This window comes from Stieleria sedimenti (genome assembly GCF_025060895.1).
GTDB lineage: Bacteria > Planctomycetota > Planctomycetia > Pirellulales > Pirellulaceae > Stieleria > Stieleria sedimenti.
Window position 1 is genome coordinate 12056 of sequence record NZ_JANZKV010000201.1, and the last position, 24247, is coordinate 36302.

At 59.3% G+C, this 24247-nt stretch carries 14 protein-coding genes; 10 read left to right on the plus strand and 4 right to left on the minus strand.

The genetic code is table 11. The annotated features are described in order from the left end of the window. Positions 1-98 precede the first annotated feature (98 nt). The 7 genes from NZK35_RS24770 to NZK35_RS24800 all read left to right on the plus strand — a co-directional run bounded on the left by NZK35_RS24770 (position 99) and on the right by NZK35_RS24800 (position 12640). On the plus strand, positions 99-1325 hold the full coding sequence (locus tag NZK35_RS24770; protein ID WP_259635211.1) for an HD-GYP domain-containing protein: 1227 nt from the start codon (positions 99-101) through the stop codon (positions 1323-1325). Between the two features lie 429 nt (positions 1326-1754). After that, positions 1755-2867 (plus strand): Gfo/Idh/MocA family protein, encoded by a 1113-nt coding sequence (locus NZK35_RS24775; RefSeq protein WP_259635212.1) that lies wholly within the window; start codon positions 1755-1757, stop codon positions 2865-2867. A 61-nt stretch (positions 2868-2928) separates the two neighbouring features. Next, positions 2929-4572 (plus strand): solute:sodium symporter family transporter, encoded by a 1644-nt coding sequence (locus NZK35_RS24780; protein ID WP_259635213.1) that lies wholly within the window; start codon positions 2929-2931, stop codon positions 4570-4572. 471 nt (positions 4573-5043) lie between these two features. Beyond that, complete coding sequence (locus NZK35_RS24785; RefSeq protein ID WP_259635214.1) at positions 5044-8892, plus strand: protein kinase domain-containing protein; 3849 nt, start codon at positions 5044-5046, stop codon at positions 8890-8892. A gap of 291 nt (positions 8893-9183) precedes the next feature. Then, a complete protein-coding gene (locus NZK35_RS24790) occupies positions 9184-10035 on the plus strand; it encodes an HDOD domain-containing protein (RefSeq protein WP_259635215.1) in 852 nt (283 codons plus the stop codon). Between the two features lie 47 nt (positions 10036-10082). Next, positions 10083-10805, plus strand: a complete 723-nt coding sequence (locus NZK35_RS24795) for a potassium channel family protein (RefSeq protein ID WP_259635216.1) — start codon at positions 10083-10085, stop codon at positions 10803-10805. Between the two features lie 551 nt (positions 10806-11356). Continuing rightward, on the plus strand, positions 11357-12640 hold the full coding sequence (locus tag NZK35_RS24800) for a DEAD/DEAH box helicase (RefSeq protein ID WP_259635217.1): 1284 nt from the start codon (positions 11357-11359) through the stop codon (positions 12638-12640). Between the two features lie 81 nt (positions 12641-12721). Here NZK35_RS24800 and araD read toward each other — a convergent pair whose 3' ends face one another. Then, positions 12722-14455: an L-arabinonate dehydratase gene (gene araD, locus NZK35_RS24805; RefSeq protein ID WP_259635218.1), complete on the minus strand. Its 1734-nt coding sequence runs from the start codon at positions 14453-14455 to the stop codon at positions 12722-12724. Between the two features lie 83 nt (positions 14456-14538). Beyond that, positions 14539-17652 carry a [protein-PII] uridylyltransferase family protein gene (locus tag NZK35_RS24810; RefSeq protein ID WP_259635219.1) on the minus strand — a complete coding sequence of 1038 codons (3114 nt, stop codon included), beginning with the start codon at positions 17650-17652 and terminating at the stop codon, positions 14539-14541. A 519-nt stretch (positions 17653-18171) separates the two neighbouring features. Between NZK35_RS24810 and NZK35_RS24815 the strand changes: the two genes are divergently transcribed. Beyond that, on the plus strand, positions 18172-19749 hold the full coding sequence (locus NZK35_RS24815; protein ID WP_259635220.1) for a sigma-70 family RNA polymerase sigma factor: 1578 nt from the start codon (positions 18172-18174) through the stop codon (positions 19747-19749). Between the two features lie 21 nt (positions 19750-19770). Here the strand turns inward: NZK35_RS24815 and NZK35_RS24820 are convergent, their stop codons facing one another. Continuing rightward, positions 19771-20133: a hypothetical protein gene (locus NZK35_RS24820; protein WP_259635221.1), complete on the minus strand. Its 363-nt coding sequence runs from the start codon at positions 20131-20133 to the stop codon at positions 19771-19773. Continuing rightward, entirely contained in the window at positions 20120-21817 is a 1698-nt protein-coding gene (locus tag NZK35_RS24825; protein ID WP_323379669.1) for a permease, read from the minus strand. The genes NZK35_RS24820 and NZK35_RS24825 overlap by 14 nt, the downstream gene beginning before the upstream one ends. A gap of 270 nt (positions 21818-22087) precedes the next feature. Here NZK35_RS24825 and NZK35_RS24830 point away from each other — a divergent pair, with 270 nt between their 5' ends. Then, positions 22088-22732, plus strand: coding sequence for an RNA polymerase sigma factor (locus tag NZK35_RS24830; RefSeq protein WP_259635222.1), 645 nt, complete (start codon positions 22088-22090; stop codon positions 22730-22732). 227 nt (positions 22733-22959) lie between these two features. Next, complete coding sequence (locus NZK35_RS24835) at positions 22960-23973, plus strand: hypothetical protein (protein ID WP_259635223.1); 1014 nt, start codon at positions 22960-22962, stop codon at positions 23971-23973. The last annotated feature ends 274 nt before the right edge of the window (positions 23974-24247 follow it).

Sequence of the window (24247 nt, forward strand, 5' to 3'; positions counted from 1 at the left end):
AAACGGCCAAACCCCGATGAAGCGATTGATAGGATTCGCTGCCCACCGCACGCGAACCAAGAGTTCCGCAGAATCTTACTTTCGTTAGGCGGAGTGCCATGAGTTCCAACGTTTCCTCGATCAATCATCCATCGTCCCGCCCGGGGATCCCGATCCCGGCGGTCAACGCCCCCTTGGTCCTCGACTCGCAGGTTCGCGTCGAACGCCGCCAGGACGTCCCTCCCGGCAAGATCATGATCGTCGATGACGAGATCGCCAACGTGATGATCGCCAAGAAAATCCTGTCCCAGGCCGGGCACAGCGATTTTGAAACGACCACCGATTCGACGGTCGCGATGAATTTGATTCACACGCGCGAACCCGACGTCGTGTTGTTGGACATCAACATGCCGCACGTCGACGGGATTTCGATCTTGTCGCAGATCCGCAGTGTCGAAAAATTCAAACGCCTGCCCGTGCTGATCTTGACTGCGAACACTCACAGTGAAGTCAAATTGCGCTGCCTTGAACTCGGCGCGACGGACTTTTTGATCAAGCCGATCGACCCGATGGAACTTGCACCGCGGGTTCGCAATGCGCTGCAGAGCAAGATGTACCATGACCAGTTGTTCTATCATGCCGCGGAACTGGAAAAGATCGTGTTGCGACGCACGAAGGAACTGGAAAAATCGCGTCGTGAAGTGATCTACTCTCTGGCCCGTGCCGCCGAGCTGCGTGACAACGACACCGGAAACCACGTCATCCGCGTGGGCCGTTACGCGGGCGTGATCGCCCGAAACCTCGGTCTGCCGGAACGCTTCGTCGACGATCTCGAGCTGGCCGCCCAACTTCATGACGTCGGCAAGATCGCGATCCCCGACGCCATCTTGCTCAAGCCCGGCAAACTGGAACCGGAGGAATACGAGATCATCAAGGGGCACGTCAAACACGGACGCCAGATCATCAAGCCCTTCGCCGCCCACGACGCCGCAACGATGCGCAGCCACGTGCAAACCGGCTCGGAAATCCTCTCCGATGGAACCTCGCTGATGCGTTTGGCAGCCAGCATCGCGCAAACCCACCACGAGAAAGTGGACGGAACGGGCTACCCGATCGGACTGGCCGGTGACGACATCCCGATCGAAGGCCGGATCACCGCGGTGGCAGACGTCTTTGACGCCCTGTCCTCCGAGCGGCCCTATAAAAAGGCGATGCCTCGCGAGAAATGCTTCTCGATTCTCGAGGAAGGCCGCGGTTCCCACTTCGATTCCGACGTGCTGGACGCGTTTTTCGCCGGCGCCGCCGACATCGTTCGCATCCAGGTCGAGTTCGCCGACTACGCCTGATCGCATCCGGCTTAGAAAAAACACGAAACGCGACGAAGACCCTCGATCTCGTCGATTGAGTGTGATGCGGACAGATGCGGTCAGCGGATCGTTGTACGACGTCCTTTCCAGGTCGTCCCGACCAACCAGTACGACGTCCCTTCCGGGTCGTCGAGGAGAGTCCCGTGGAGAGTCCCGTGGAGAGTCCCACGGACGTCAGCCCGGAAGGGCCATCGTAGCTGCGAAAAGCCATCGCCTTGAGCTGGACGGTCCCGTGAGATCGGTTATCGATTCAGTGAGATCTCTTCCCAATCCAGGGGTGTCGGCGCCGCGCCCGTCGTGTTCCATGTTATCCTCTTGGACTTCGTTCCAAGCTGCTGGATTCTCGGCTCGTAGAATCCCAGCGGATGGAATCACAGCAGTGGACACGTTTAGAGAACATCAGCAGCGATGACAAGTGCGCAGTGTCGTTGGGGAATCCTCAGCTCGGCTAATATTGCAAGGAAGAACTGGAAAGCCATCCGATTGAGCGGCAACGGCGTCGTCCGAGGCGTCTCCAGTCGATCGGTCGAAAGGGCCCATCAATTCATCGCCGATTGTCAACACGAAGCTCCCTTTGAGGTGGTCCCCGACGCGTTTGATGGACACCAGGCACTGTTGGACTGTGATGAAATCGACGCCGTCTACGTCCCCATGCCGACCGGCAGTCGAAAAGAATGGGTGATCGCGGCGGCGGAAGCCAAGAAACACGTGCTGATCGAAAAACCGGTCGCTGTCAACGCCGCCGACGCGCAAGAGATGCGTGACGCTTGCGACGCCAACGGCGTTCAATTGATGGACGGGGTGATGTTCGACCACGGCAAGCGGATTCACGCCGTCGGCGAACAGGTCCGATCGGCATCGCTGGGCCAGATCCGCCGCATTCAAACCCACTTTTCGTTCACCGGCGATTCGGAATTTCAGTCCGAGAACATTCGCACCGACAGCATCTTGGAACCCCACGGATGCCTGGGCGACCTGGGCTGGTACTGCATTCGTTTCATCCTCTGGGCGAGCGGCTTTCGCGATCCTCTGGAAGTCTCCGGACGTACCCTCACCCGTTTGGCACGTGCAGGATCCGACGATTGGGTCCCGGGCGAATTCGTCGGCGAACTGATTTTCGATGGCGGACTGACGGCGGGTTTCTTTTGCTCGTTCTGCACCGCCAACCAGCAACTGGCAACCCTCTCGGGTGACTCCGGCTACCTGACGATCGATGACTTCGTGTTGCCGCTGTACGACTCCAAAACCGAATACCAAATCCATCGCCACGAGTTGCAGATCGACAATTGCCAATGGAATTTCCGTCGCCGCAGCGAAACGTTCCAGTGCGATGAATACCACAGCGGTGAATCCAACGCGCAAGAAGTCGAGATGATGCGGACGTTCAACGAGATCGCCCACTCCGGCAACCTCGATCGCGGCCTGGCTGACCGCGCGGTCCAAACCCAGCGCATTCTTGATGCGTGTCGGCGGAGCGATGCGTTGGACGGAAAACGAATCCCGCTCAACGAGTCCAACTGATCGGCACGACGAGCCTGCCCGTCGCTCGGGTTGCGTCCCCTTTCCCGCTTCGGCACGGTCCATGACGATTGCCACCTTTCTGTTCTTCACCGCCCTGGTCGCGTTTGCCACCTGGTGGGTCACCCGTGGCGGTGGCGAATCGACGGACGAGAGCTACTTTTTGGCAGGCCGATCGCTAACCGGTGTCTTCATCGCCGGTTCGCTGTTGCTGACGAATCTTTCCACCGAACAATTGATCGGGCTCAACGCGGCTGCCTTCACCGAAGGACTATCGGTGATGGCTTGGGAGGTCGTCGCGGGGATCTCTCTGGTCGCCCTGGCGCTGGTGTTTCTGCCGCGTTATTTGAAATCCGGGATCGCAACCATCCCACAGTTCTTTGAGCAGCGTTACGGCAGCGGCGTGCGAACCTTGACGACGTTTCTGTTCGTCGTCGCCTACATGCTGATTCTGTTGCCCTTCGTGCTCTACCTGGGCGCGAACGGATTGTCGGGAATGCTGGAACTGGAATCGCGGTTGAACATGACACAAATCCAAACGATCTGGACGGTGATCATTTTTATCGCAACGGTCGGTGGTGCCTATGCGATTTGGGGCGGATTAAAAGCGGTAGCGGTCTCGGACACGTTCAACGGTGCGGGGCTGTTGATCGGCGGTTTGATGATCACCTATTTCACGCTCGCCACGATCGCCGGGGAGGACGGCAATTTACTCACGGCGTTGTCGCTGATTGCCGACCGTGACCCGGACGCCTTCCGATCGCTCGGATCCGCCGATGAAGACGTCTCCTGGCCGACCCTCTTTACCGGGGTCTTGCTGCTGAATTTTTTCTATTGGTCCACCAACCAACAAATCATTCAGCGCACCTTCGGCGCCAAAAACCTGGCCGAGGGGCAAAAAGGTGTCCTGTTGGCCGCCTTCTTCAAAATCTTGGCGCCGCTGATTCTGGTGTTGCCCGGGATTGCGGCGGCGTACTTGGTTGCCACGAATCCCGAGTTTGCCGATCGCGTCGGAGCGAAGACCGACGGGGCGGCCAACCGGGCCTACGGCACGCTCGTGGTTTCCGTGTTGCCCGAGTCGTTGGTGGGATTTTTTGCCGCCGTGGTCGTCGGGTCGATCTTGTCGACGTTCAACTCGGTGCTCAACAGCAGCGCGACGTTGTTCTCCCTGGACATCTACAAAAAGTTCATTCGTCCACAGGCGTCGACGCACCAGATCGTGCGCTCCGGCCAGCTTTGCAGCTTTGTCGTCGCCGTGTTCGCCGTGATCGCCGCCCCCACGTTTTTCCATGGCCGTGAAGAGGTTTTTGGTTTCTTCCAAAAGCTCAATGGCATTTATTTCATCCCGATTCTGGCGATCATGTTGGTCGGCCTGACCAATCGCACCGTCGACGGGATGTCCGCGCTGATCACGCTGATCGTCGGTTTGACAGCAATGTCGATCGGTACGTTTTTGAGTGGTCAAAGCAAAACAGAGCCGGGCTGGGTGATCGGGACCTTCGGGTCGGGGTATCACTTCATGGGCGTCGTGTTTCTGGGGCTGATCGTGCTGCAACTGGTCCTCGGCGCGGTGGGTTTCCGCCGCAGCACGCCCTACGTCCAACAAGATGTGGGGGCGGTCGACCTGACCCCCTGGAAAGCCGCTCCCTACGTCGGCGGCGGCCTGATCCTGTTTGCCATCTCGCTCTATGCGGTCTTTGCGTTCTGATCGCTGGCGGTCGATCGCAGGCGGGCAGCGGATCCGACCGGCGATCAAGGGGTTTCGTCACGCTCCCCCCTGGGCGACGCTATCTGCACGTCTTTTGCATGTCAGAGGTTCCCGGGGCGGCGCAACCATCGCAAATGCTCGGTTTGCTTGCCCCGGGCGATGGAGCTACATGCTCTTGGGGCCAAAAGCGACTCGTGTAGATACCGAGGCGGCAAAGGGAAGTCAGCACGCCCAGGACGACGCATTGCGGGGACGCGATGTGCGCAAACGCCGCGATTCAACTTCTTCTGGCGCATACCGAGAATTTGCCTCCAGTGGTTCGACCGAGTCGTTTATACTGCGGCTGAAATTTGGCGGGGCTTTGCCACCAATGAGAACCGAGGCAGAAAATCTGGGCCAAGAGGGCTGCCGAGAGGCGAACGAGCGATTTTTGCCGAGCAACGATCCGAGCACACTGCTAGCGTCATCGCGATGGATGCACCTCCAGAGAACCCTCCCGCAAATCCGTCCGACGAAACCCAGGGCCGCCCGTCACGCAACGACGAAACGCGTTTATCCAACTCGCTTGAGTCGTGCATGGATTCGCCGCTGGTGGCGGGACAACACTTTGGCGATTTTCGCATTCGCGAACTGATCGGTCGCGGTAAGGCGGGATTTGTCTATTCGGCCGACGACTTATTGGCCAAGCGTCGCTGCGCACTCAAATTGCTGTGCCGCATGTCGTCTCACGATTTGTATCGCAACAAGCTGGGATTCCGCCGGATGTCTCCGTTCCGGCACCCCTGCCTGCTCCGCACCGATCGGATCGAAATCATCGAGAAGTACACCGTGCTTTCGATGGAAGAGATCGAAGGCGAGACCTTGTATGCGGCGGCACTGCGGCTCAAAGAATTGCCTCCGCCGGAAGCCTATCGCCGGCTTCATTCCCTGCTGCACGACTATGCCGTCGGATTGGCGATCATGCACTTCGGCGGCCTGGTGCATCGCGATTTAAAACCGACGAACTTGATGGTCCGCAACAACGGGCACGGCGTGATCGTCGACTACGGCTTGGTCGCCAACTGCGATCCGGAAACCGATCCCTATGGTCTGCGTCCCTACATCGCCGGTACCCCGCGTTACTTTTCTCCGGAAGCGTTATGGGAACAGAGCTACACGCCGGCGGGCGATGTGTTCAGCTTGGGCCTGGTGATGCTGGATTGCCTGAACGAGATCTCGGGAAGTGATCGCTGGCTGCGTCAGGGCGATTTCGCCGACTGGGTACGTGATGAAGATGAGCAAACGATTGCCGATGCCGTCTCGGGCATGGATGAAGACGTCCCGCCGCTGCTTCGAATGGCCGTCGCCGGCATGCTCAATGCGAACCGTACCGAGCGCCCGTCGTCCCTTGAAATTGTCGCGATGACGAAGACCGATGACAATCCGATTCGCTTGGTGACCACGCATCATCTGTTCGGCCGCGAACGCGAGTTGGAACAGTGTGAACGGTGGATCCGTGAAATCTATCGTGGCCGCACCGGACGGCTGCACCTCCACGGCGAAGCGGGTGCGGGCAAGACGCGATTGCTGGATGAACTCGAGCGTCAACTTCGACAGAACAACTGGGGCCAAGTCTTTCGGGTCAAGTGTCGATCACGCGAAAACCAGACGCTGCAGGTGATGGACCAAATCGCCGATCAAATCGCCCAGCGTTACTCCCGTTCCGATCGGGACGCGCTGAGACTCGATCCGGTCAGCGCCTCGATCCTGATCCATTCGTTCCCCCAGTTGCGTCACGTCATCGTCACGGACCTCGCCGAAACGCCCGACATGTTCTCCGCGGCTCCGGAACGACTCGACGCACTTTCGGCCGCGGCACGGCTGAGCCGTCAACTGCGCAAGGTCGGTCCGCTGATCATCATCATCGATGACGCCCAGTGGTCCGACCACGACAGCGACACCGTCTGGGACGAGTTGCAAAAGGACACCGATGGTTTTTTGGGAATCATCACGTCCTCGCGAAAACCGGAAACCAATCAACGCCAAGCGGCCGACCAGTGCATTCACATCGGTCCGTTACCGCCCGAGGCGGCGCTGTCGTTCTTGCAAACCGCGGCGACGCGTTGGGATGCCAACATCAATCCCGCCGGACTGCAGGAACTGGTCGACGTCTCTCGCTGCAACGCGTTCCGGTTGCAAGAGCTGGCCGAAGAGTTTCGCCCCGAAGGGATGCTGCACCAGGTCGAAGAATCCAACGACGCCTCGATCTCGAACCTGGGTGACGTCGATCGATTCTGGCGTGCCCGATTCGACCGCTTGAGCGACGATGCCAAATCCATTCTCGCCTTCATCGTGACCGCGGCGGCCCCGGTTTCGATCAGCCAGCTGGCGGACTTGACCGGACGAGGCGAACAGGTCGATGTGTCCGTCTTCGAATTGGTCAACCAACGCCTGGTCAATGACGACGCCACGGGAAAAGAATGCATCACTGTCGTTCATGACAAGATTGCCGACGGATTGATCGAAAACCTGGACACCAACGAACTCCACCAAGCCCACCTGGCCTGGGCGGACTTGTTATCCAAACTGAATCGACCGCGTGATTTCGCTGCCCGCATTGCCGGCCATTATTATGCCGCCGACCAGGAGGGCCGGGCACTGCCGTTCGCGATCATGGCCGCCGAGAATGCCGACCGCGCCTTTGCCAAATCGGAGGCGGGCGAGTGGCACGAAAAGGTGCTACGCCAAGTCACCGGGGATGCCCGCGAGAAACACTTGCGAGATGCCGCACGGTGTTTCCACGAAGCCGATTTGCCGGAGAAAGCGGCCCACTACTATCTCGAGCTCTCCGAAGGGGCGACCGACACGCACGAACGCCTGCGATTCCAAACCCTGGCGCTGCAACTGCTGCTTCGAAGCGGGCAAATGGACCGTGCCCGGCCGCTGTTGGCCGACCTGTCAAACCAGTTTTCGATCCCCTTCGCCCCGGGGTCCGGAGAAAGTTCGCTCCCCGATGTTCGCGTGCAACTTGCCCGTCTGGCCGACCGCCTGAGCGACATCAGCGAACTCGAGTTGCACCCTCCAGACGCGGTGCACGGCGACGATCGAGAAACCGCCGAGGAGGCGACACAGCGACAAGATTTCGTACACCGACATGATTCCGTCGAAGCCTGCGAACTGCATTTCTGTAGCGAAATCAGTCGTTCGATGGCGATGCTGGACTTTCGGGGCACGCTGCAATTGGTGCTCCACGGCGCCAACCGGGCGTTGGAACATGGATCGACCAACGAGCGGATTCATTTCGGCGCGATGGCACATGTCTGGACCTCGCTGGTGTCCGCCGACCAGACCAGCGATCAGTCTCAAAGCCGTGAATCCCTTGACTCCCTGTTGGCCTGCCTGAACCATCAACCGGCCGGCGAGATCACTGCGGAGATCCGATCCGGGATCGCATTCACCGAATCGCTGGCGATGCGATGGGGTGCCGTCCCCGATGCCGTCGATTCCTGCGTGGTCGATTTCATCGCCGCTTCCAAACCGCTGCGTTTCGAAATCGCACACACCCGATGGCTACGCCTGTGGGCCGACTGGCACCTCGGACGCTGGAACGAAATGCAGTCGATGGTCCATGAAATGGTCGACGATGCGAAGCGTCGTAACGATTCCTACCAGCAGCTGGTCGCAACGGTCGGCTATGGCGGAAATGCCTTGCTGTTGTCCGACAGCGTCGGCGAACTGCAGCAGCTTTGCCGCGACAACCGTCGCATCAAGACCGACACCGGGAGCGTCGAGCTGATCGATTTCTTTGAGTGGATGCAAACGGTTCAGCAGTCCCTTTACCTGGCCGACTTCGACGCCGCGTCACGGCTGGTGATGAAGATGCGACGGTCCATCGAAAGCTCGCCGGTCGGACAGATCTTGCTGGTCCGAGTGACCTTGGATTACTTCACGGCGTTGGTTTCGCTTCACCTGCGCGGACAATCATCCGCCGGCCCGCTGACCGACCCCGCAGTCGTTGAAGCCTGCATCGGTCGCTTGGAAATCCAGACCTCCGGCTTCGGACGGATGCTGGCCGCACTGCTCCGCGGAATCGATAAACGCCAGGGCGACGAACGGGAACAGGCGATCGAGGCATTTCAGCGAGCGGCAGAATTGGCAAGCCGACACGGTTTGTTTCCGTATCAACTGGCCGCTGAAGACGGTTTGCTGAACTGCGTCAAACCCGAGGCGGACGCCGATTCGCTCTGTCAGCAGATGCTCAATCAGCGGATTCAGCATCCCGAAAAACTGGAACGCCTCTACACGGTCGCCCCACCGCGCAACGCTGTAAAGCATGGTTAGCGGCAGGGCGCAAGCCCTCCGGTCTGTCACGGTGTTTTTGAAGCGCGACCGGACGGCTCGCGCCGTTCCGCTAAAACACTGGGAGTTCATTGGTTAGCGGCAGGGCGCGAGCCCTCCGGTCTGTCACGGTGTTTTTGAAACGCGATCAAGCGATCGCCACGGATGTCGGTTATCCCCTGGCGAGATTGCATTGCATCAATCCTTCGCGACCTACACTTTCAAGGTGATCGACGAGTCACCCGATCTGAATCCATTCTGCAAACCCTCCACCTCCGACCCTGTTTCGCACTCATGACAAGTTGCCCGCCGTGCGAACCGACTTTCGATGGTAACGAGAGGGCCAACTTTCAGTTCGAAATCCCTCGATTTTCCGCGACCGCATCGCAACTCGTTGACACGCTGAACCAAAGCAAGGCGAATGTGCCTGCAGTCGTTGAGTTGATTGAATGTGAACCGACGATCAGCTCACAGGTGCTGGGACTCGCCAATAGCCCGATCTACGGCGCAAGTCGTGCGATCACCACGATCGGACACGCGATCGTTGTCCTCGGTTTTCGCTGCGTCGCCCAGCAGGCGATCGCGTCGGCGTCTGGGGCCCTTTTCAAGGCGAAAAGCGGAGCCTGCGAAGCCCATCGCCTGGACACCTACATCCAGTCACTGGGCGTCGCCACGACGGCGCGGTTTATCGCCAAACGGACCAAGATCAGCAATCCGGACGAAGTGTTTTTGTGTGGCGTGGTCCACGACATCGGCAAACTGATTCTCTTTCAACATGCCGGCGAAGAATACGCTGGCATGCTCGATGAGTCTCCGCACGAAAAATCGTTGGCACCTGAAATCGAATCGTATGGGATTACGCACGCGACTCTCGGTCGTCAATGCGGCGTCGCATGGTCTTTGCCGACCCAAATGTGCATCACCATCGCGAATCACCATCTGTCACTCAACGAGGCCGCTGACCCGCTTTCCCGAACACTCATTTGTGCCGCCTATCTGGCGAAAAAATGGCAACTCGGATTTTGCGAAGACGCATTCAGCGAAGATCCTGAATTAGAGAGTGAGCTTTGTGATTTCCAAAATCCTGACTTGGCGGCCGAGTGTCGCGAGCAGTTTGAAGCGATCCGCAACATCTGTCTTTCATAGAGCGTGCTGTGGAAACGTACCGTCTTCAAAGAACGCTGACCGTCCTGGTGAGTTGCCTGATCGTCACCGGCTCGATCGGATTCGTCACGATCGAAGGCTGGTCGTTTGCCGATTCGCTTTACATGACGATCATCACCATGTCGACGGTTGGCTTTGGCGAAACCAACGAGTTGACGCCTCATGGTCGCGTCTTCACCTCGTCGCTGATCTTGGCCTCGATCGTGTTGATGGCTTGCTGGACCGCTGGCATCACCAGTTTCTTGGTCAACGGTCAACTGAGTGGACAGTTTCATCGCCTTAGGACCAAAAAGAAGATCAACCAAATGAACAACCACGTCGTCGTTTGTGGCGGTGGAGCAACCGCACGCACCCTGATTCATCAATTGAAAGTGCAGGGCAATGAGATCGCCGCGATCGTCAAAGAGCCCGGTGAAGTTGCGATGACGCAGCGTTTTTTTCCGGACATTCCGTTGATCGAGGCCGATCCCAAATCCGAAATGGCGTTGATCGACGCGAATATCCTCGAGGCAGCACACCTGGTCGCCGCGACCGAATCCGACTTTGACAACCTGTTGATCGTGATCAGCGGAAAAGGACTCGGCACCGAACTGAAAGTCATCAGCGTGGCTGAGAACCCCGAATTGGCCAACCGAATGCTAAAGGTGGGGGCCGATGAGGTGGTCTGCCCGCTGGTGATCGGCGGTGAACGGATCGCGTCGATCATCAACGAAACCGCCGGCAAAGAAGAATTCGTCGTCGCCACGGTGTGAAACTTCGATCGCCGCGACAACGGCCGTTTCGGGCTTTTCGCATCCCAAGGGGACAATTCGCGACATTCAGCCGGTTTCCGCTGGATTCGTGTTGGCCAATCCTTGCGGCGCGTGTACTCTCCCTACATCAGTGAGACGGACAAGGCGCTCGCTGAGACGATGGATCGGCCAGATCAAAACGAGAAACGTCATGGACGTTTGCTGGCCCACGCGAGCCGAATCGTTGAGTTGGATGCTCAACAGGCCGCGACTGCGAGTTTCGAACTGAACGAATTCGCGCTCCTTGCTGCCTTCATTCGGCCACGTTGGCCGCTCTTTGAAAGCTGATTGCATCGATTCGATGCAACCCTCCCCGGGACTTTCTTGTTTGTCCGGGAGATCGAGCATTTCTTTCCATGCTGAAGTTGCGTCATGACATGACGCCATGAGCAGTCGGACATGTTTCGAAAACGCGAGTCGGTCTATCGAGACACGGCCACCCCAACACATCGGGATTCCCGCGGCAAAGTTGTTCCGCGGGACTCTCACACAAACGATTGAAGAGACGTACGTTGAAATCATTTCAAGAATTGGAATTGTTCGAGTCACTGGAAAAAAGATTGGCCGAATTGGACTACACCGTCCCGACCCCGATCCAAGCCCAAACGATTCCCGCCGCCATTGAAGGCAAAGACATCTTGGGTTGCGCCCAAACCGGCACCGGCAAGACCGCTGCGTTTGCGCTACCGATCCTCGACTACCTCGGGCACGAATCCCCCCGCGCCGCGCCGGGACGCCCGCTGGCCTTGGTCCTCGCACCGACGCGTGAGCTGGCCATCCAGATCGGCCAGAGCTTTCACACCTACGGAAAACACGTTCGGTTTCGACAGACGTTGGTTTACGGTGGCGTGGGCCAAAACGAACAAGTCCGGTCCCTGAACAAGGGCGCACACGTTCTGATCGCCACACCGGGCCGATTGATCGACCTGATGGATCAAGGCCACGTGCAACTCTCGGACATCGAAATTCTGGTCCTCGATGAAGCCGATCGCATGCTGGACATGGGATTCATGCCGGCGATCAAAAAGATCATCGCCAAGCTGCCCCAAGATCGGCAGTCGCTGTTCTTTTCCGCCACGCTGCCTCCCAAGATTCGCGAACTGGCTGACCAACTGCTGTTCAACCCGTTCCAAGTCAACGTGACGCCCAAAACCAAGAGCGTCGAACAGATCGACCAAAGTGTCCGCATGATGGACCGCTGTGAAAAGGTCGATGAGCTCGTCAAGGTGCTTCGCGGTGAAGACGTGCTTCGTTCGATCGTCTTCACTCGCACCAAGCATGGCGCCAACGCGCTGACGCGGAAGCTCGAGAAGCACAACATCTCCGCGACCGCGATTCACGGCAACAAGAGTCAAGCGGCCCGCCAACGGGCACTCAGCGCATTCCGAGAGAACCGCATCTCCGTCCTCGTCGCGACCGACGTGGCCGCCCGCGGGATCGACATCGACGACGTCACCCACGTCGTTAACTTTGACATGCCGATGGAACCGGAAAGCTATGTTCACCGGGTCGGTCGAACCGGCCGCGCCGGCGCCAACGGCATCGCGATTTCGTTTTGCACCGTCGACGAACGAGACAAGCTTCGTGAAATCGAAAAGCTGATCGATCAACCCTTACGCATCCAAAACCCGGGCGCGAAACTGAACGATACGCTAAGCAAACCCAGCAAATCGTCCAACTTCGGTGGCCGTAACGGTTCACGAAACGGATCATCGTCGGCCAATGGAAATCGCGGTCCCAAAAAACGCTTCGGCAAAGGCGGCTGGAACAAGCGTCGCGCGACCGCGAAAGCGTAACGCTGAAGGCACTCAATCCGTGGGAGGGTCACCCGGGCGTCGATCCTGAAACGGCAGGCTGGATGCCTCTCCCGCGAACGGTCAATGAATACCGGGCTCTTGGCCCGGTGAACGACCCTCGAGAAAATCGAAATCACAGCCCCGGTCGGCTTGCGTGACATGCTTGGCATACAGGTGTCCGTAGCCGCGTTCGGGGATCAACGTGCCCAGCTGTTTGGATTGGCGTCGGCGATCGATTTCTTCGTCGCTGACGTCCCAGTGGATCCGTCGGTTGGGTACATCGATTTCGATGGCGTCGCCGGTCTCGACGAGCGCGAGCGGACCGCCGGCAGCGCTTTCGGGTGCGATGTGCAATACGCAGGTGCCATAGCTCGTCCCACTCATCCGCGCGTCGCTCAGCCGCACCATATCGCGTACGCCTGCCTGCAGCAGCTTCTTGGGGATCGGCAACATGCCCCATTCCGGGAATCCCGGGGCGCCCAGCGGGCCGGCATTGCGGAGAATCAAGACGCTGTCCGCGGTCACGTCCAGATCGGGGTCATGCAACTTCGCTTTCATTTCCGGATAGTTGTCGAACACCAGCGCCGGACCGCGGTGAGTCAATAATTTCGGGTCCGCGGCGATCGACTTGATCACGCAGCCATTGGGCGCCAGATTCCCTTTCAACAAACACGTTCCGCCGGCCGGCGAAACCGGATTGTCGCGAGTCCGGATGACTTCGTCGTCGATCGCTTCGGCACTTGCGATCTGCTCTCCCAGCGTGACGCCGCCCACGGTACGACATTCGGTGTGTAGCAAATCGCGGAGCCGAGCGAGCAGCGCGGGCAGCCCCCCGGCGTTGTAAAAATCTTCCATCAAGAACCGGCCGCCGGGACGGATGTCGCCCAACACCGGAGTGGTCCGCGACAGTTCATCAAAATGGTCAAGCGTCAGCTCAATACCCAGCCGTCCCGCGATCGCGATCAGATGAACGATCGCATTCGTACTGCCACCGATGGCTAGCGATGTCATCAACCCGTTTTCGATGGATTCGCGGGTCAGAATCTCCGACGGTTTCAGATTCTCCCACGCAAGGTCCACGGCGCGGCGTCCGGTTCGGGTGGCCAGACGGTGGTGGTCGGCAAACACCGCCGGCACACAAGCCGCCCCACCGAGCGACATGCCCATCGCCTCGGTCACCGCGGCCATCGTGCTGGCCGTTCCCATCGTCATGCAGGTACCGGCCGAGCGGGCGATACAGTTTTCGATCCCCTTCCAATCCTGGTCACACAAGTTGCCGGCAACGCGTTCATCCCAGTACTTCCAAACGTCACTGCCGCTGCCGAGTGTTTCGTTCTTCCAGCGGCCTTTGAGCATCGGACCGGCGGGCAGAAAAATCGACGGGATGTCGGCACTGATGGCGCCCATCAACATCGCCGGAACAGTTTTGTCACAACCGCCCATCAACACCGCCGCATCGATGGGATGACAGCGCAAGACCTCTTCGACTTCCATCGCCAGCAGATTGCGATACAGCATCGTCGTCGGCTTCATCAACATCTCGCCGAGTGACATCACGGGCACTTCGACGGGAAAGCCGCCCGACTGCAAGATCCCCCGTCGGACCTCATCGGCTCGATCACGAAAGTGCGAATGGCAGGTATTGAGTTCGCTCCAGGTGTTCAGAATCGCGACGACCGGTCGGTTTTGATAATCGATGTCGTCCACCCCCATGCCCTTGATTCGCGAGCGATGCCCGAAGGAACGCATGTCGTCGGGGCCGAACCAGCGATAGGAACGAAGTTGTGTCGGATCATGGGAGGAAGGCTGGGTCATGGAGCGAGTCACTGCTTAGGAAAGGAGTAGGGCGGGGAAGGGAAGGGCAGGGTAACTCCGACCGGAGGGCTCGCGCCCTGCCGCTAGTCCTCAAACAGACCGTCAAACAGTTCGCGGTTGCCGGCTCTGGCTTGTTGGACCAACGCTTCGATCATCTTCGGATCGGATTCATTCATCAAAAAGGCCAGATCGCGCATCTTGGATTCTTGATCGGGCAACTCATGACGTGCCGAAACATTCATCAGTCGCAGATTGGCTTCGACGCGCCGTAGTGTGCGATAGTTGTTGATCAGCCGTAGCGACGTGTCGGCGGGCAACAGATCCGCATCGGCCAACCGTTGCAGCGCATCGATCGTGCCGGTGGCGTGAATGTCGGGATGCAATCGAATATGTTCAAGTGTCAGCATTTGGGCGACGAACTCGACGTCGACGGTCCCCCCGATGCCACGTTTCAAGTTTTCTTCGCTGGCCGTTTGCTGCATCCGCAAACGCAATTCGCGGATCTCCTGAGCCATGGCGGGTCGCCACTCGGTGCCGCGTAGGATTCCCAATAAGGTATCGCTGGTGTGCTTGCGGACGTGTCGTGAACCGGAGATCACTCGAGCCTTACAGAGCGCCAACCGCTGCCACAGCGGAGCCATGCCACGCTGGAATCGGTTGGTGAACTGGTCCAGCGAAACCGCCAACACGCCTTCTTCGCCGGTCGGTCTGAGCCGTCCATCGAGCTCGTACAATCGCCCATATTCGCCGGGGCGGTTGACCCGCGACATGATCGCCGAGGTCAACTGGTTGAAGAACTGGGCATTGGTGATCGTCTTGCGCGGCCCGCCGACACGTCGCCGGGTTTCGCCGTCGCCGGTGTACAAGAAAACGACGTCGAGATCGCTGTGGTAATTCGGCTCGCGTCCGCCGAACTTTCCCAGCGCCACGGCAATCAACTCCGCCGGCTGACCGTCCGGGCCGATCGGATCACCGAATCGCATCGCCAGCTGTTCCTGCTCGTACTCGGCGACTCGCCGCACGCAGGCTTCGGCGGTATCGGCGAGCGAACGGTGGGTCGCCTGAACGGACTCCTTGCCGAGGATGTCTCGCACGCCGATCATCAGGTGCGCGCTGTTTTTGAAGCCGTGCAAGACCACGTCGATGTCGGTGGCACGTCGACACAGATCGATCGATCGTGCGTCCAATCGCTGGGCCGAGGGCAGACGATTCATCAGCAACGAATCGATCAACTCGTCGATCATGCCGGGCATCTCGATCAAGATGCTGCTCAAATACGGCGTCGCGGCGCACATCCGAATCATCAACTGCATCGTTGCACGATTGGTTCCGAACAATTCCCACAGACTGGATTTGCCGCCGATCGATTCGGCCACGTCGGCCAGCGTCACCAACGTCCGGTCGGGGTCGGGCGTGGTCGCGATCTCCGCCAACAGGTGAGGCGCCAGCGAGGCAAGAAAATGGCGACATCGTCGGCTGGAAAGAAACTGGATGGATTCGGTCGCCAGTGAATTGAGGTACTCCATCGCTCGATCGGGATCACGCAGCGAATGACGTGACAGGGTTTGACGGACCAACTCGGGATCCGGTGACGGATCGAGCACCAGTTCGGTCTCGATCGCAAAATCCTGTGGCGAATCCGAATCCTCATCCGAAGGCGCGTCGACCATCAGGTGATTGAGCACTTTCCGGTTCAGCTGGAAGGTCTCGCGCAACTGGGCTTGGAACCGTTCCAGATCGCCGGATTTTCCTTGCGCGTCACGGATACCGAGATGCCAAGCGACGCGTCGTCGCATCAGGTCATCGTTCGGCAAGCAACTGGTCGAACGGCCGAACATCACGGACAACTGATGCTGCAATCGACAGAGTCGGGCGTAGCCCTTGGACAACAGGCTGCCTTCCTGATGCGTCAGACAACCTTCACGTTCCAACGCGTTGATCGCTTCGGCCGTGCTGCCGACACGAACGGACTTGATATCGCCGCCGTGCAACAGTTGAAGGAACTGGACCATCAATTCGATATCGCGTCGACCGCCGGGCGCCATCAAGACGTCGTCACCCTCGGAATGCTGCGAATCAAAGCGACGCTGCAGTTTTCGTCGCAGCGAACGCACTTCGGCAAAGTCTTGTCGACTCATGAACCGCCGATAGATCCACGGTTCCAGTCGGCCCAGGAAATCGTTCCCCAAGGAATGATCGCCCGCGACCACTCGAGCCTTGGTCAATTTGATCCGCTGCCACGTCCGCCCTTCCGATTCCAACCGTCGTGCGGTCAGGGAACTGCTGCCGATGACGACATCCGACCCGAGTGGTCGAAACGAGGTGTCGATCGCGATGTTTAGTGCCGCGGCATCTTCGGAGCTGACCAACGCAATCACATCGGCGACCACCTGCCGAACGAACTCGTGGTGCGATTCATTTTTTTCTTCGATCGCGTCGTACAAGAACAACAACTCCAACGGGCTGCCGTACCCCATCTCCGTTCCGCCCAAGTGCTCCAAGCCGATCACGGCCAAGCGGACGGTCTGGCCGTCAATGCGTCGCGGCAACCCGACGCGTTCGGTTTGACGCCGCAGCACAAATTTTAACGCCGCCTCCAAAACCGCATCGGCCACAAACGCCAGTTGCTGGCCGACGTGATCGGGACTCAGATCGCGGACAAATTCGCCATAGGCGATGCGAACGATTTCGCGGCTGGTGAATTTCCGGATCGCCAACGCGGCGCGACTGGGGCTTTCGAGCATTTCGAGTTCGGCGACCAATTCGTCGACCAGGAACTTTCGCTCGGCCGGTTGGCCGTCGCTGGCCCGCATCAAATCAAAACTTTCCGGATCGGCAATCAAACGATTGGCCAGCGTTTGGCTGGTGGCAAAGATTTGAAGCAAGGCCGACAATGCCGCCTCGTCACGTTCGAATAACGATAACAGTGACGTCGGCGAACGGCTGGCAGTGATGAAACGATCCAGGTTTTTGACAGTCGCGTCGAGATCGTCCAGTTCGTCAAAGTGACGCTGCAAACGATCGCGCAGCGTTTCCAGCAGGTCCGACGGCGCACCACAGTTCCAGATCGACAGTAAATGCTGCCGCGTGGTTGCCCAATGGTTCACTCGACTGGCGTCGATCCAATCGAAGGCGGAGTCGTCGGCGCCGGAGTGGTCCGAGGGCTGGTTGGTCGAAGGCGGCGTGGGCGGCTTCACGGAGGAATCGTCCTGAGCGAGGAATCGGAATCAATAAGGAAGCGCCTACCGCCACGCCACGACGGGTCCCCCCCGCTGCTGCACGACGATTCAACAGAACCCGTCGGCTTGGCAAAAAAGCAAGGGAACTCTCCGTAGCATGCCCTAGTCTAAATTCCTGAGGGTTTTCCGTTAAGTCCGTGTCCGGCGACCTACATTTGACAGACACCGGCTCAGCCAGGGGGCAAACGCGACCGTCTGGCTCAAGTGAACCGTTCGGTCCCACAGCACCCCAGGCTTCATGGTTGCTGGCGTCTGGAGGCCCAATGTTGCCACGTTGGTTGAGTTTTTGCGACGCCCCATCGTGGACATTTCGCAACACCCCAGGCCCGCCCCCTGCCGGCCTGATTGACGCAAACCCCACCCCACAAACGACTTGCAATGCTACATACGACCTCATCGACGGGGGTCGGCATCTTGGATGCTGTACCCCTCCCGGACCAGAACGAATATTCCAAGCCGGGATCAGAGGAGAAGTTGATGGGAACCAGGATTAGCGGACGTAGCTTGCAAGACGATTCTTTCGCCGCAGAAGAATCGGTGGACCGCCGCTCTCGAGTGATGGGAGACGAATTTGCCGACCACCACCTGGAAGAGGCCCCCGCAGACTCTCGTGGCGTCGCCGACGAAATGGACGGCGACACCGATCCGACCGAAGACCCGGTGCGAATGTACTTGATGCAGATGGGTCAAATCCCCTTGCTGACACGCGACCAAGAAGTCTCCGCGGCCAAGCAAATCGAGCGCACCCGCGACCGCTACCGCCACTGCATGCTGGCGACCGATTTCATGCTGCAGGGCTCCCTGAAACTGTTGCAGCAGGTCCGCGACAAGCAATTGCGATTGGATCGAACGATCGAAGTCAGCGTGACCAACGCCGTCGAAAAGAAGGCGATCATGAAGCGGATCGTGCCCAACGTCCGCACGCTGGAACACCTGCTGAACCAAAACAAGGTGGATTACTTCACCGCCATCAACAAACGACTGCCGATGCGTCAACGACGTGCGGCTTGGAAGAACCTGGTGATCCGCCGAAACAAGGCCGTCCGCCTGGTCGAAGAGATGAATCTTCGTACCGGCAAGCTGCAACCGATTTTCCAAAAACTGGAAAAATCGTCGCGACGGATGAACGAGATCCGCAAACAACTTCGCGAAGGTTTGTCGTCGGACCTGCCCGGCATGCCTTCGGAGAAAGAACTCCGCAGCGAACTGAGCTATCTGATGCGGATGACCTACGAGTCGCCCAAAACGCTCGATCGCCGCGTCTTGTCTTGCGAAGCCCTTCGTGAAGATTACGAAGCGGCCAAGCGAGTCCTGTCGGCCGGCAACCTGCGACTGGTCGTGTCGATCGCCAAGAAGTATCGCAACCGTGGCCTGTCGTTCTTGGATCTGATCCAGGAAGGCAACACCGGGCTGATGCGAGCGGTCGACAAATTCGAACACGCCCGCGGATACAAATTCAGCACCTACGCGACGTGGTGGATTCGACAGGCGATCACCCGCGCCATCGCCGACCAAAGCCGAACGATTCGCGTGCCCGTTCACATGATCGACACGATGAACAAGATCCGCCAAATCACCCGTGATCTGGTTCAAGAGAACGGACGCGAACCGACGGCCGAAGAAGTCTGTGCCCGCAGCGGCCTGAGCTTGGACGACACCCGCGTAATCTTGAAGATGAGCCGTCAACCGCTGTCGTTGGACCAACCCGTCGGCGACCACGAGGACAGCGTCTTCGGCGAGTTCTTGCAAGATCACCGCGACGACGATCCGTTGCTGGAAACCAATCGCCAAGCCTTGAAGGCTCAGATCGATCTGGCCATGGAAACGCTCAACTACCGCGAACGAGAAATCTTGCGACTGCGTTACGGCCTGGCCGACGGCTACACCTACACGCTCGAAGAAGTCGGACGGATCTTTCAAGTCACCCGCGAACGCGTCCGTCAAATCGAAAGCAAGGCGGTTCGCAAACTGCAACAACCGTATCGCGCTCGATCCTTGGCAAGCTTCCTCGACGGAGCCGACTTGGCACTGATCGAAGGCGGCGAACCGGTTTAAAAGACCGTCCAGACCGCGTGACTACTTGCGGCGAAACGCTCTGGCCAACGCCGAAATCGTGATCAATCCTCCGACGATCGGAATCGCCGGAATGATCAACTTGGGCTGGGCGGCAAGCACCACGAGGGCGATCACGCCGATCACCGGTGCACTTGCCGGCAACCATTTGGCCGGTCGCTTCAGCGAAGGCCAGGCCAACCACAGCGCCCCCAGCACCAACCCGATCCGACCGCATGCGGCCGCCATGAACTCCGCGGTGCTGCCGGATCCAAACCACCACGCCAACAGCGACGCGCTCAACATGGCGATCGCCATCGCCAGCGCCATCCTGCGTCGGATCTCAGACGGCGAGTTCGTTTCAGACGTTGTTTCACGACGAGGCATCGGTGTCCAATTCTTGTTCAGGTTCTGATTCCAGCGGAGCCCGATCGCCCTGACCGGCGGGCAGCCAACGTCGCCAGGCCAACAGCAGCACGCCGACGACCGCGTAGCCCGCGGCAAACTCGAACACCTTGGACCGACTTTCCGGCCCCAGCACGATCGTTTCCCAGTGCTCCGGACCCAGCGGCAGAAACAGCCGATTGCCTTCCAACGGCGAATGCATCAGGCCAAACAGCGTGAACACCCCGCACACCAGGAACACGATTCCCGCCGTCCGCAAATTGCGATCGATCGACGCGGCCAACCCCCAGGCCCACAACAAGCTGGTCAAGATGAACCCGCTTCCCAACATCGAAATGGTCGCAAAGCTTTCTTGAAACACGGGACTGAGATCGGACACCGAGATGCCCGCCTCACGCAAGGCCTGGTCGCTCAAAATCTGCCCGCTGAAATTCAAGACCAACGCGGCCAGCGCCGGCAAACACGCGATCGCGACCGCCGCGTAGTGCCGCTTGGGCGTCGCCGAAAAACTTTGCGCGGTGATTTCCAAGCCGATGAAGACCAAGATCGGCAGCACCGCCGGTTTGGGGATGATGTCGTTGAGGAAGGTGAAGTACCCGATCAGCCCCGCCGATCCGATCACCAACGCGGTCCCCAACGTGTATCCCGCCCGGCCTCCCATCGCTTTGTAAGCGGGGTGGCCGATGTAGGGCGTCGTCTGAATCACCCCACCGGATAGCCCGGCCAGCAACGTCGCGACCGCTTCCACCCCGATCACCGTCGGGGTGTGATAAGAATCGCCCGCCGCTGCGGCACTCTCGGTGCAATCGATTCCCCCGACGACCGTGGCGATCGCAAAGGGCAAGGCGATGGGAAGATACGGCACCGCATCAGGCCACGCGGAAATCCAGCTGCCGTCCCAGCACTCCATCCACCGCGTCGGAAACCACTCGATCGTGCTCATGCTGGGGAAATGATAGCCGTCCGCTCCCAACCCACACATCAGATAATAGATCAGCCCGGCGACCACCAGCGCCCCCAGGGTGCCGGGGACCCGGCCGGGCAGCGGAATCCGCGCGATCAACGTCGTCAGCACGATGGCCAAAGCGACGAGCCCCGGCAGCGGCCGAGCGAGAATCTCCGACAACGGCAAAAAGCTGATCAACGCCAACGCGATCGCCGCCAATGACCCTAACAATCCGGCGCGGGGGACGACGCGCCGCACCCAATTGGACGCCGGCGCCATGACGAGTTTCAAAACACCGCTCATCACGATGCACCAAATCCCGATGTGCCAGGTGCGATACGCCGCATCGATCTCCGACAGCCCCAGTGAATCGACCCCTTGGCGAAACGATGGGCCCAGGATCAACAGACAGACGCCGAACACGCTGGGCGTATCCAGACCGAGTGGCATGGCCGTCACGTCGCTGGAATTTTTCTTCCGCGCCAACCGGAACGCGAAATACACGAAGGCCAAATCGCCGACCAGAACCCCCAACGCGGTGCCCGGCACCAACGCCGAAATCGCGAACTCGGTGGGGAACCCGAACCCGCTCAGCAGGATGACGACCAGAAACAATCCGGTCAGATTATCCAACATCAGCCCAAAGAATGCGTTCACATCACCGGGCGTCAACCACTGGTAGCGATGGGCGTGTGGAGCCGTTTGATTCGATGCGTTCAATGGAAATCCATGAGAAAACGTTTTGATGCCACCCTTCGCCTCGCTCCAGGCGTTTTATCCCTGAAATCAGCCTGCAACTAGCCGTTTGGACACCGCCGGTCGACAATTCAGCCAAAAAGCGCTTTGACGAATGGGGCAATTGGCGAGATAATGGGTTTCGCGGTGCACAAAGATTCCCGGTGCACAGCGGCGGTTTTGACGCTCTTTTGACGCGTGCTGTGGACCGCTTGTTTCCCTTAAACACTTGTCCGCTCATCGGAACCTCGGCTCATGTCTTCCACCACCGCTGCTGTCCATTCCGCTTCGGCCACCGAAAGCGATGAATTGAGCGACGAGGCGTTGCTGGCCGCCTATCGGAACAGCGGTGATCGAACGCTGTTCAATCAGTTGATGGGTCGCTACCAGCGTGAAATCTACAGCTACCTGCGCCGCTACATCGGCAGCACCGAGATGGCCGAAGACGCGTTTCAGGGGACCTTTTTGCAGGTCCACCTGAAGTGCCAACAGTTTGACAGCTCGCGCCGGTTCCGCCCCTGGTTGTACGCGATCGCGACCAACCAGGCGATCGATGTCCAGCGGCGCAACAAACGGCACCGGATGGTCAGCCTGGATCGCACCCCGAACGACTCCGAACAGCGCAACGCCAGTTGGGCCGAAAAACTGGTCGGTGGAACGCCCGACCCCCTGGCCGCGGCGGCCTCGCAGGAAAACGGCGACTGGATGAAAGAATCGATTTCATCGCTCGGCCAGCCCATGCAGCAGGTGATTCAGTTGGTCTATTACCAAGGGCTGAAGTACCGGGAGGCGGCGGAAATCCTGGGAATCCCGGTGGGGACGGTCAAAAGCCGCCTGCACGCCGCCGTCCAGCGATTGGGCGTGATGTGGGAAGACTCCCACGCCCCCTCGGACGATTGAGTAGAATCAACGAGCACCGCCGCTGCGGGGACGCGCGCCAGACCGGCTTGGCCTGACGAACCTGCCGAGTCCCGCCGAACCGGTTGAGTCGACTGTGCGTAGGATTGAACAACACTCGCCCATCGCTGCGACCGCAGCAGAGTCAGACTTTCATTCGCCCGCCGCATTTCCTGCCGATGCACGAAGATCTGCTTGGATACCTTCTCGGAGCCCTTGAGCCAGACGAAATGCAACGCGTTTCCGACTGGCTACGCGACCATCCCGAGGGTCGGGAACAGCTCGCAGAAATCGAGCGGAGCCTGAAACCGCTGGAAGAAAGTTTTGAAGCGGTAGAAGGTCCCAGTGATGACCTGTTGGCCCGAACGTTGGCCGCAATCCCCGACGGTATCCCGCCGACGGACGACACGCCCACGGATCCTCCGGTGATGTTGACCGATGTGGATCTATCGGGCGAAGCCGGAGCGGGCGGCAATCGCTGGAACGTGATGGATTCGATCGGCGGCCTGCTCTCGGTCGCCACGTTGTTGGCGCTGCTCTTGCCGACGATCGCCGCAGGCAGGTTCGAGGCCCGGAAAGTGGCCTGCGAGGACCGCCTGCGCCGCAATTGGACCGCGCTGATGCAATACGTTTATCGCAGTGAACACGGGCGACTGCCCGAAGTCGCCGAGTCGGGACCGGAAGCCTTCGCCGGAATGTTCGCCATCCGACTCGCCGATGCGGGATTGCTGGACGACGTCGATCAACGCTGGTGCCCCTCGGCTGACTTGCCGGTGCTCAACGATGCCGACGGTTCCGGCCCAACTGAACCCTCCCCGCTGGTTTCACTTTCGACATTGCCATCGGTGGAGTCGCTTCACAAACTTTCGCCCGATGACTTGAAACGGGTCCAACAACTCGCCGGTGGCCACTACGCCTACACCCTCGGTGTGATTGGCGATCAAGGGTTTTCGTCGCCGCGTTTCGAGGCCCGATCGTCGTTCGCCGTGATGGCCGACGCTCCACTGGAACACGCCATGACCGCGGACCAGCCGGCGAAGATGCGATTCAGTCACAGCGGCCAGGGCATCAACGTGTTGTACGAGGACGGCAGCATTCGCTTCATCCGCGCCGACGCCCTCGGCTCGATGCCCGACCACCCGTTCTTCAATCACCTCGGGGCGAGCGAAGCGGGTGTCAACATCGACGATGCCAGCCTGTCACCGAGCTGGCGGGCACCGTTCTCGATTTCCATCCAACGCTAGCAACGCGTTGCAGCAGACGACGCAGCAGCATCTCTTGGCCTGTCAACATACGTCCCAGTCTGAGCAAGACCCGATCAGGTTTTACGTCGCCCCCGGCCTTGTTGAACTTCGCCGATCCGCGCGTCGGCCGGTGATGAGACTCGATTAGAACGAAACCTGCCAGTGCGTGCCAGCGCTTTAGTTCCAGGCGAACTCGAGTTGATTAGTCGAGCTTCCTTGCTTGTGCGTAGAACGCCGGTCCACGCAGCGTTACGCCAGCGGCGTGCCACATCAA

Bases quoted from the DNA above. Each gene is read 5' to 3' on its own strand.
- NZK35_RS24770 (WP_259635211.1), top strand. From the start codon at position 99: ATGAGTTCCAACGTTTCCTCGATCAATCATCCATCGTCCCGCCCGGGG.
- NZK35_RS24775 (WP_259635212.1), top strand. From the start codon at position 1,755: ATGACAAGTGCGCAGTGTCGTTGGGGAATCCTCAGCTCGGCTAATATT.
- NZK35_RS24780 (WP_259635213.1), top strand. From the start codon at position 2,929: ATGACGATTGCCACCTTTCTGTTCTTCACCGCCCTGGTCGCGTTTGCC.
- NZK35_RS24785 (WP_259635214.1), top strand. From the start codon at position 5,044: ATGGATGCACCTCCAGAGAACCCTCCCGCAAATCCGTCCGACGAAACC.
- NZK35_RS24790 (WP_259635215.1), top strand. From the start codon at position 9,184: ATGACAAGTTGCCCGCCGTGCGAACCGACTTTCGATGGTAACGAGAGG.
- araD (WP_259635218.1), bottom strand. From the start codon at position 14,455: ATGACCCAGCCTTCCTCCCATGATCCGACACAACTTCGTTCCTATCGC.
- NZK35_RS24815 (WP_259635220.1), top strand. From the start codon at position 18,172: ATGGGAACCAGGATTAGCGGACGTAGCTTGCAAGACGATTCTTTCGCC.
- NZK35_RS24820 (WP_259635221.1), bottom strand. From the start codon at position 20,133: ATGCCTCGTCGTGAAACAACGTCTGAAACGAACTCGCCGTCTGAGATC.
- NZK35_RS24830 (WP_259635222.1), top strand. From the start codon at position 22,088: ATGTCTTCCACCACCGCTGCTGTCCATTCCGCTTCGGCCACCGAAAGC.
- NZK35_RS24835 (WP_259635223.1), top strand. From the start codon at position 22,960: ATGCAACGCGTTTCCGACTGGCTACGCGACCATCCCGAGGGTCGGGAA.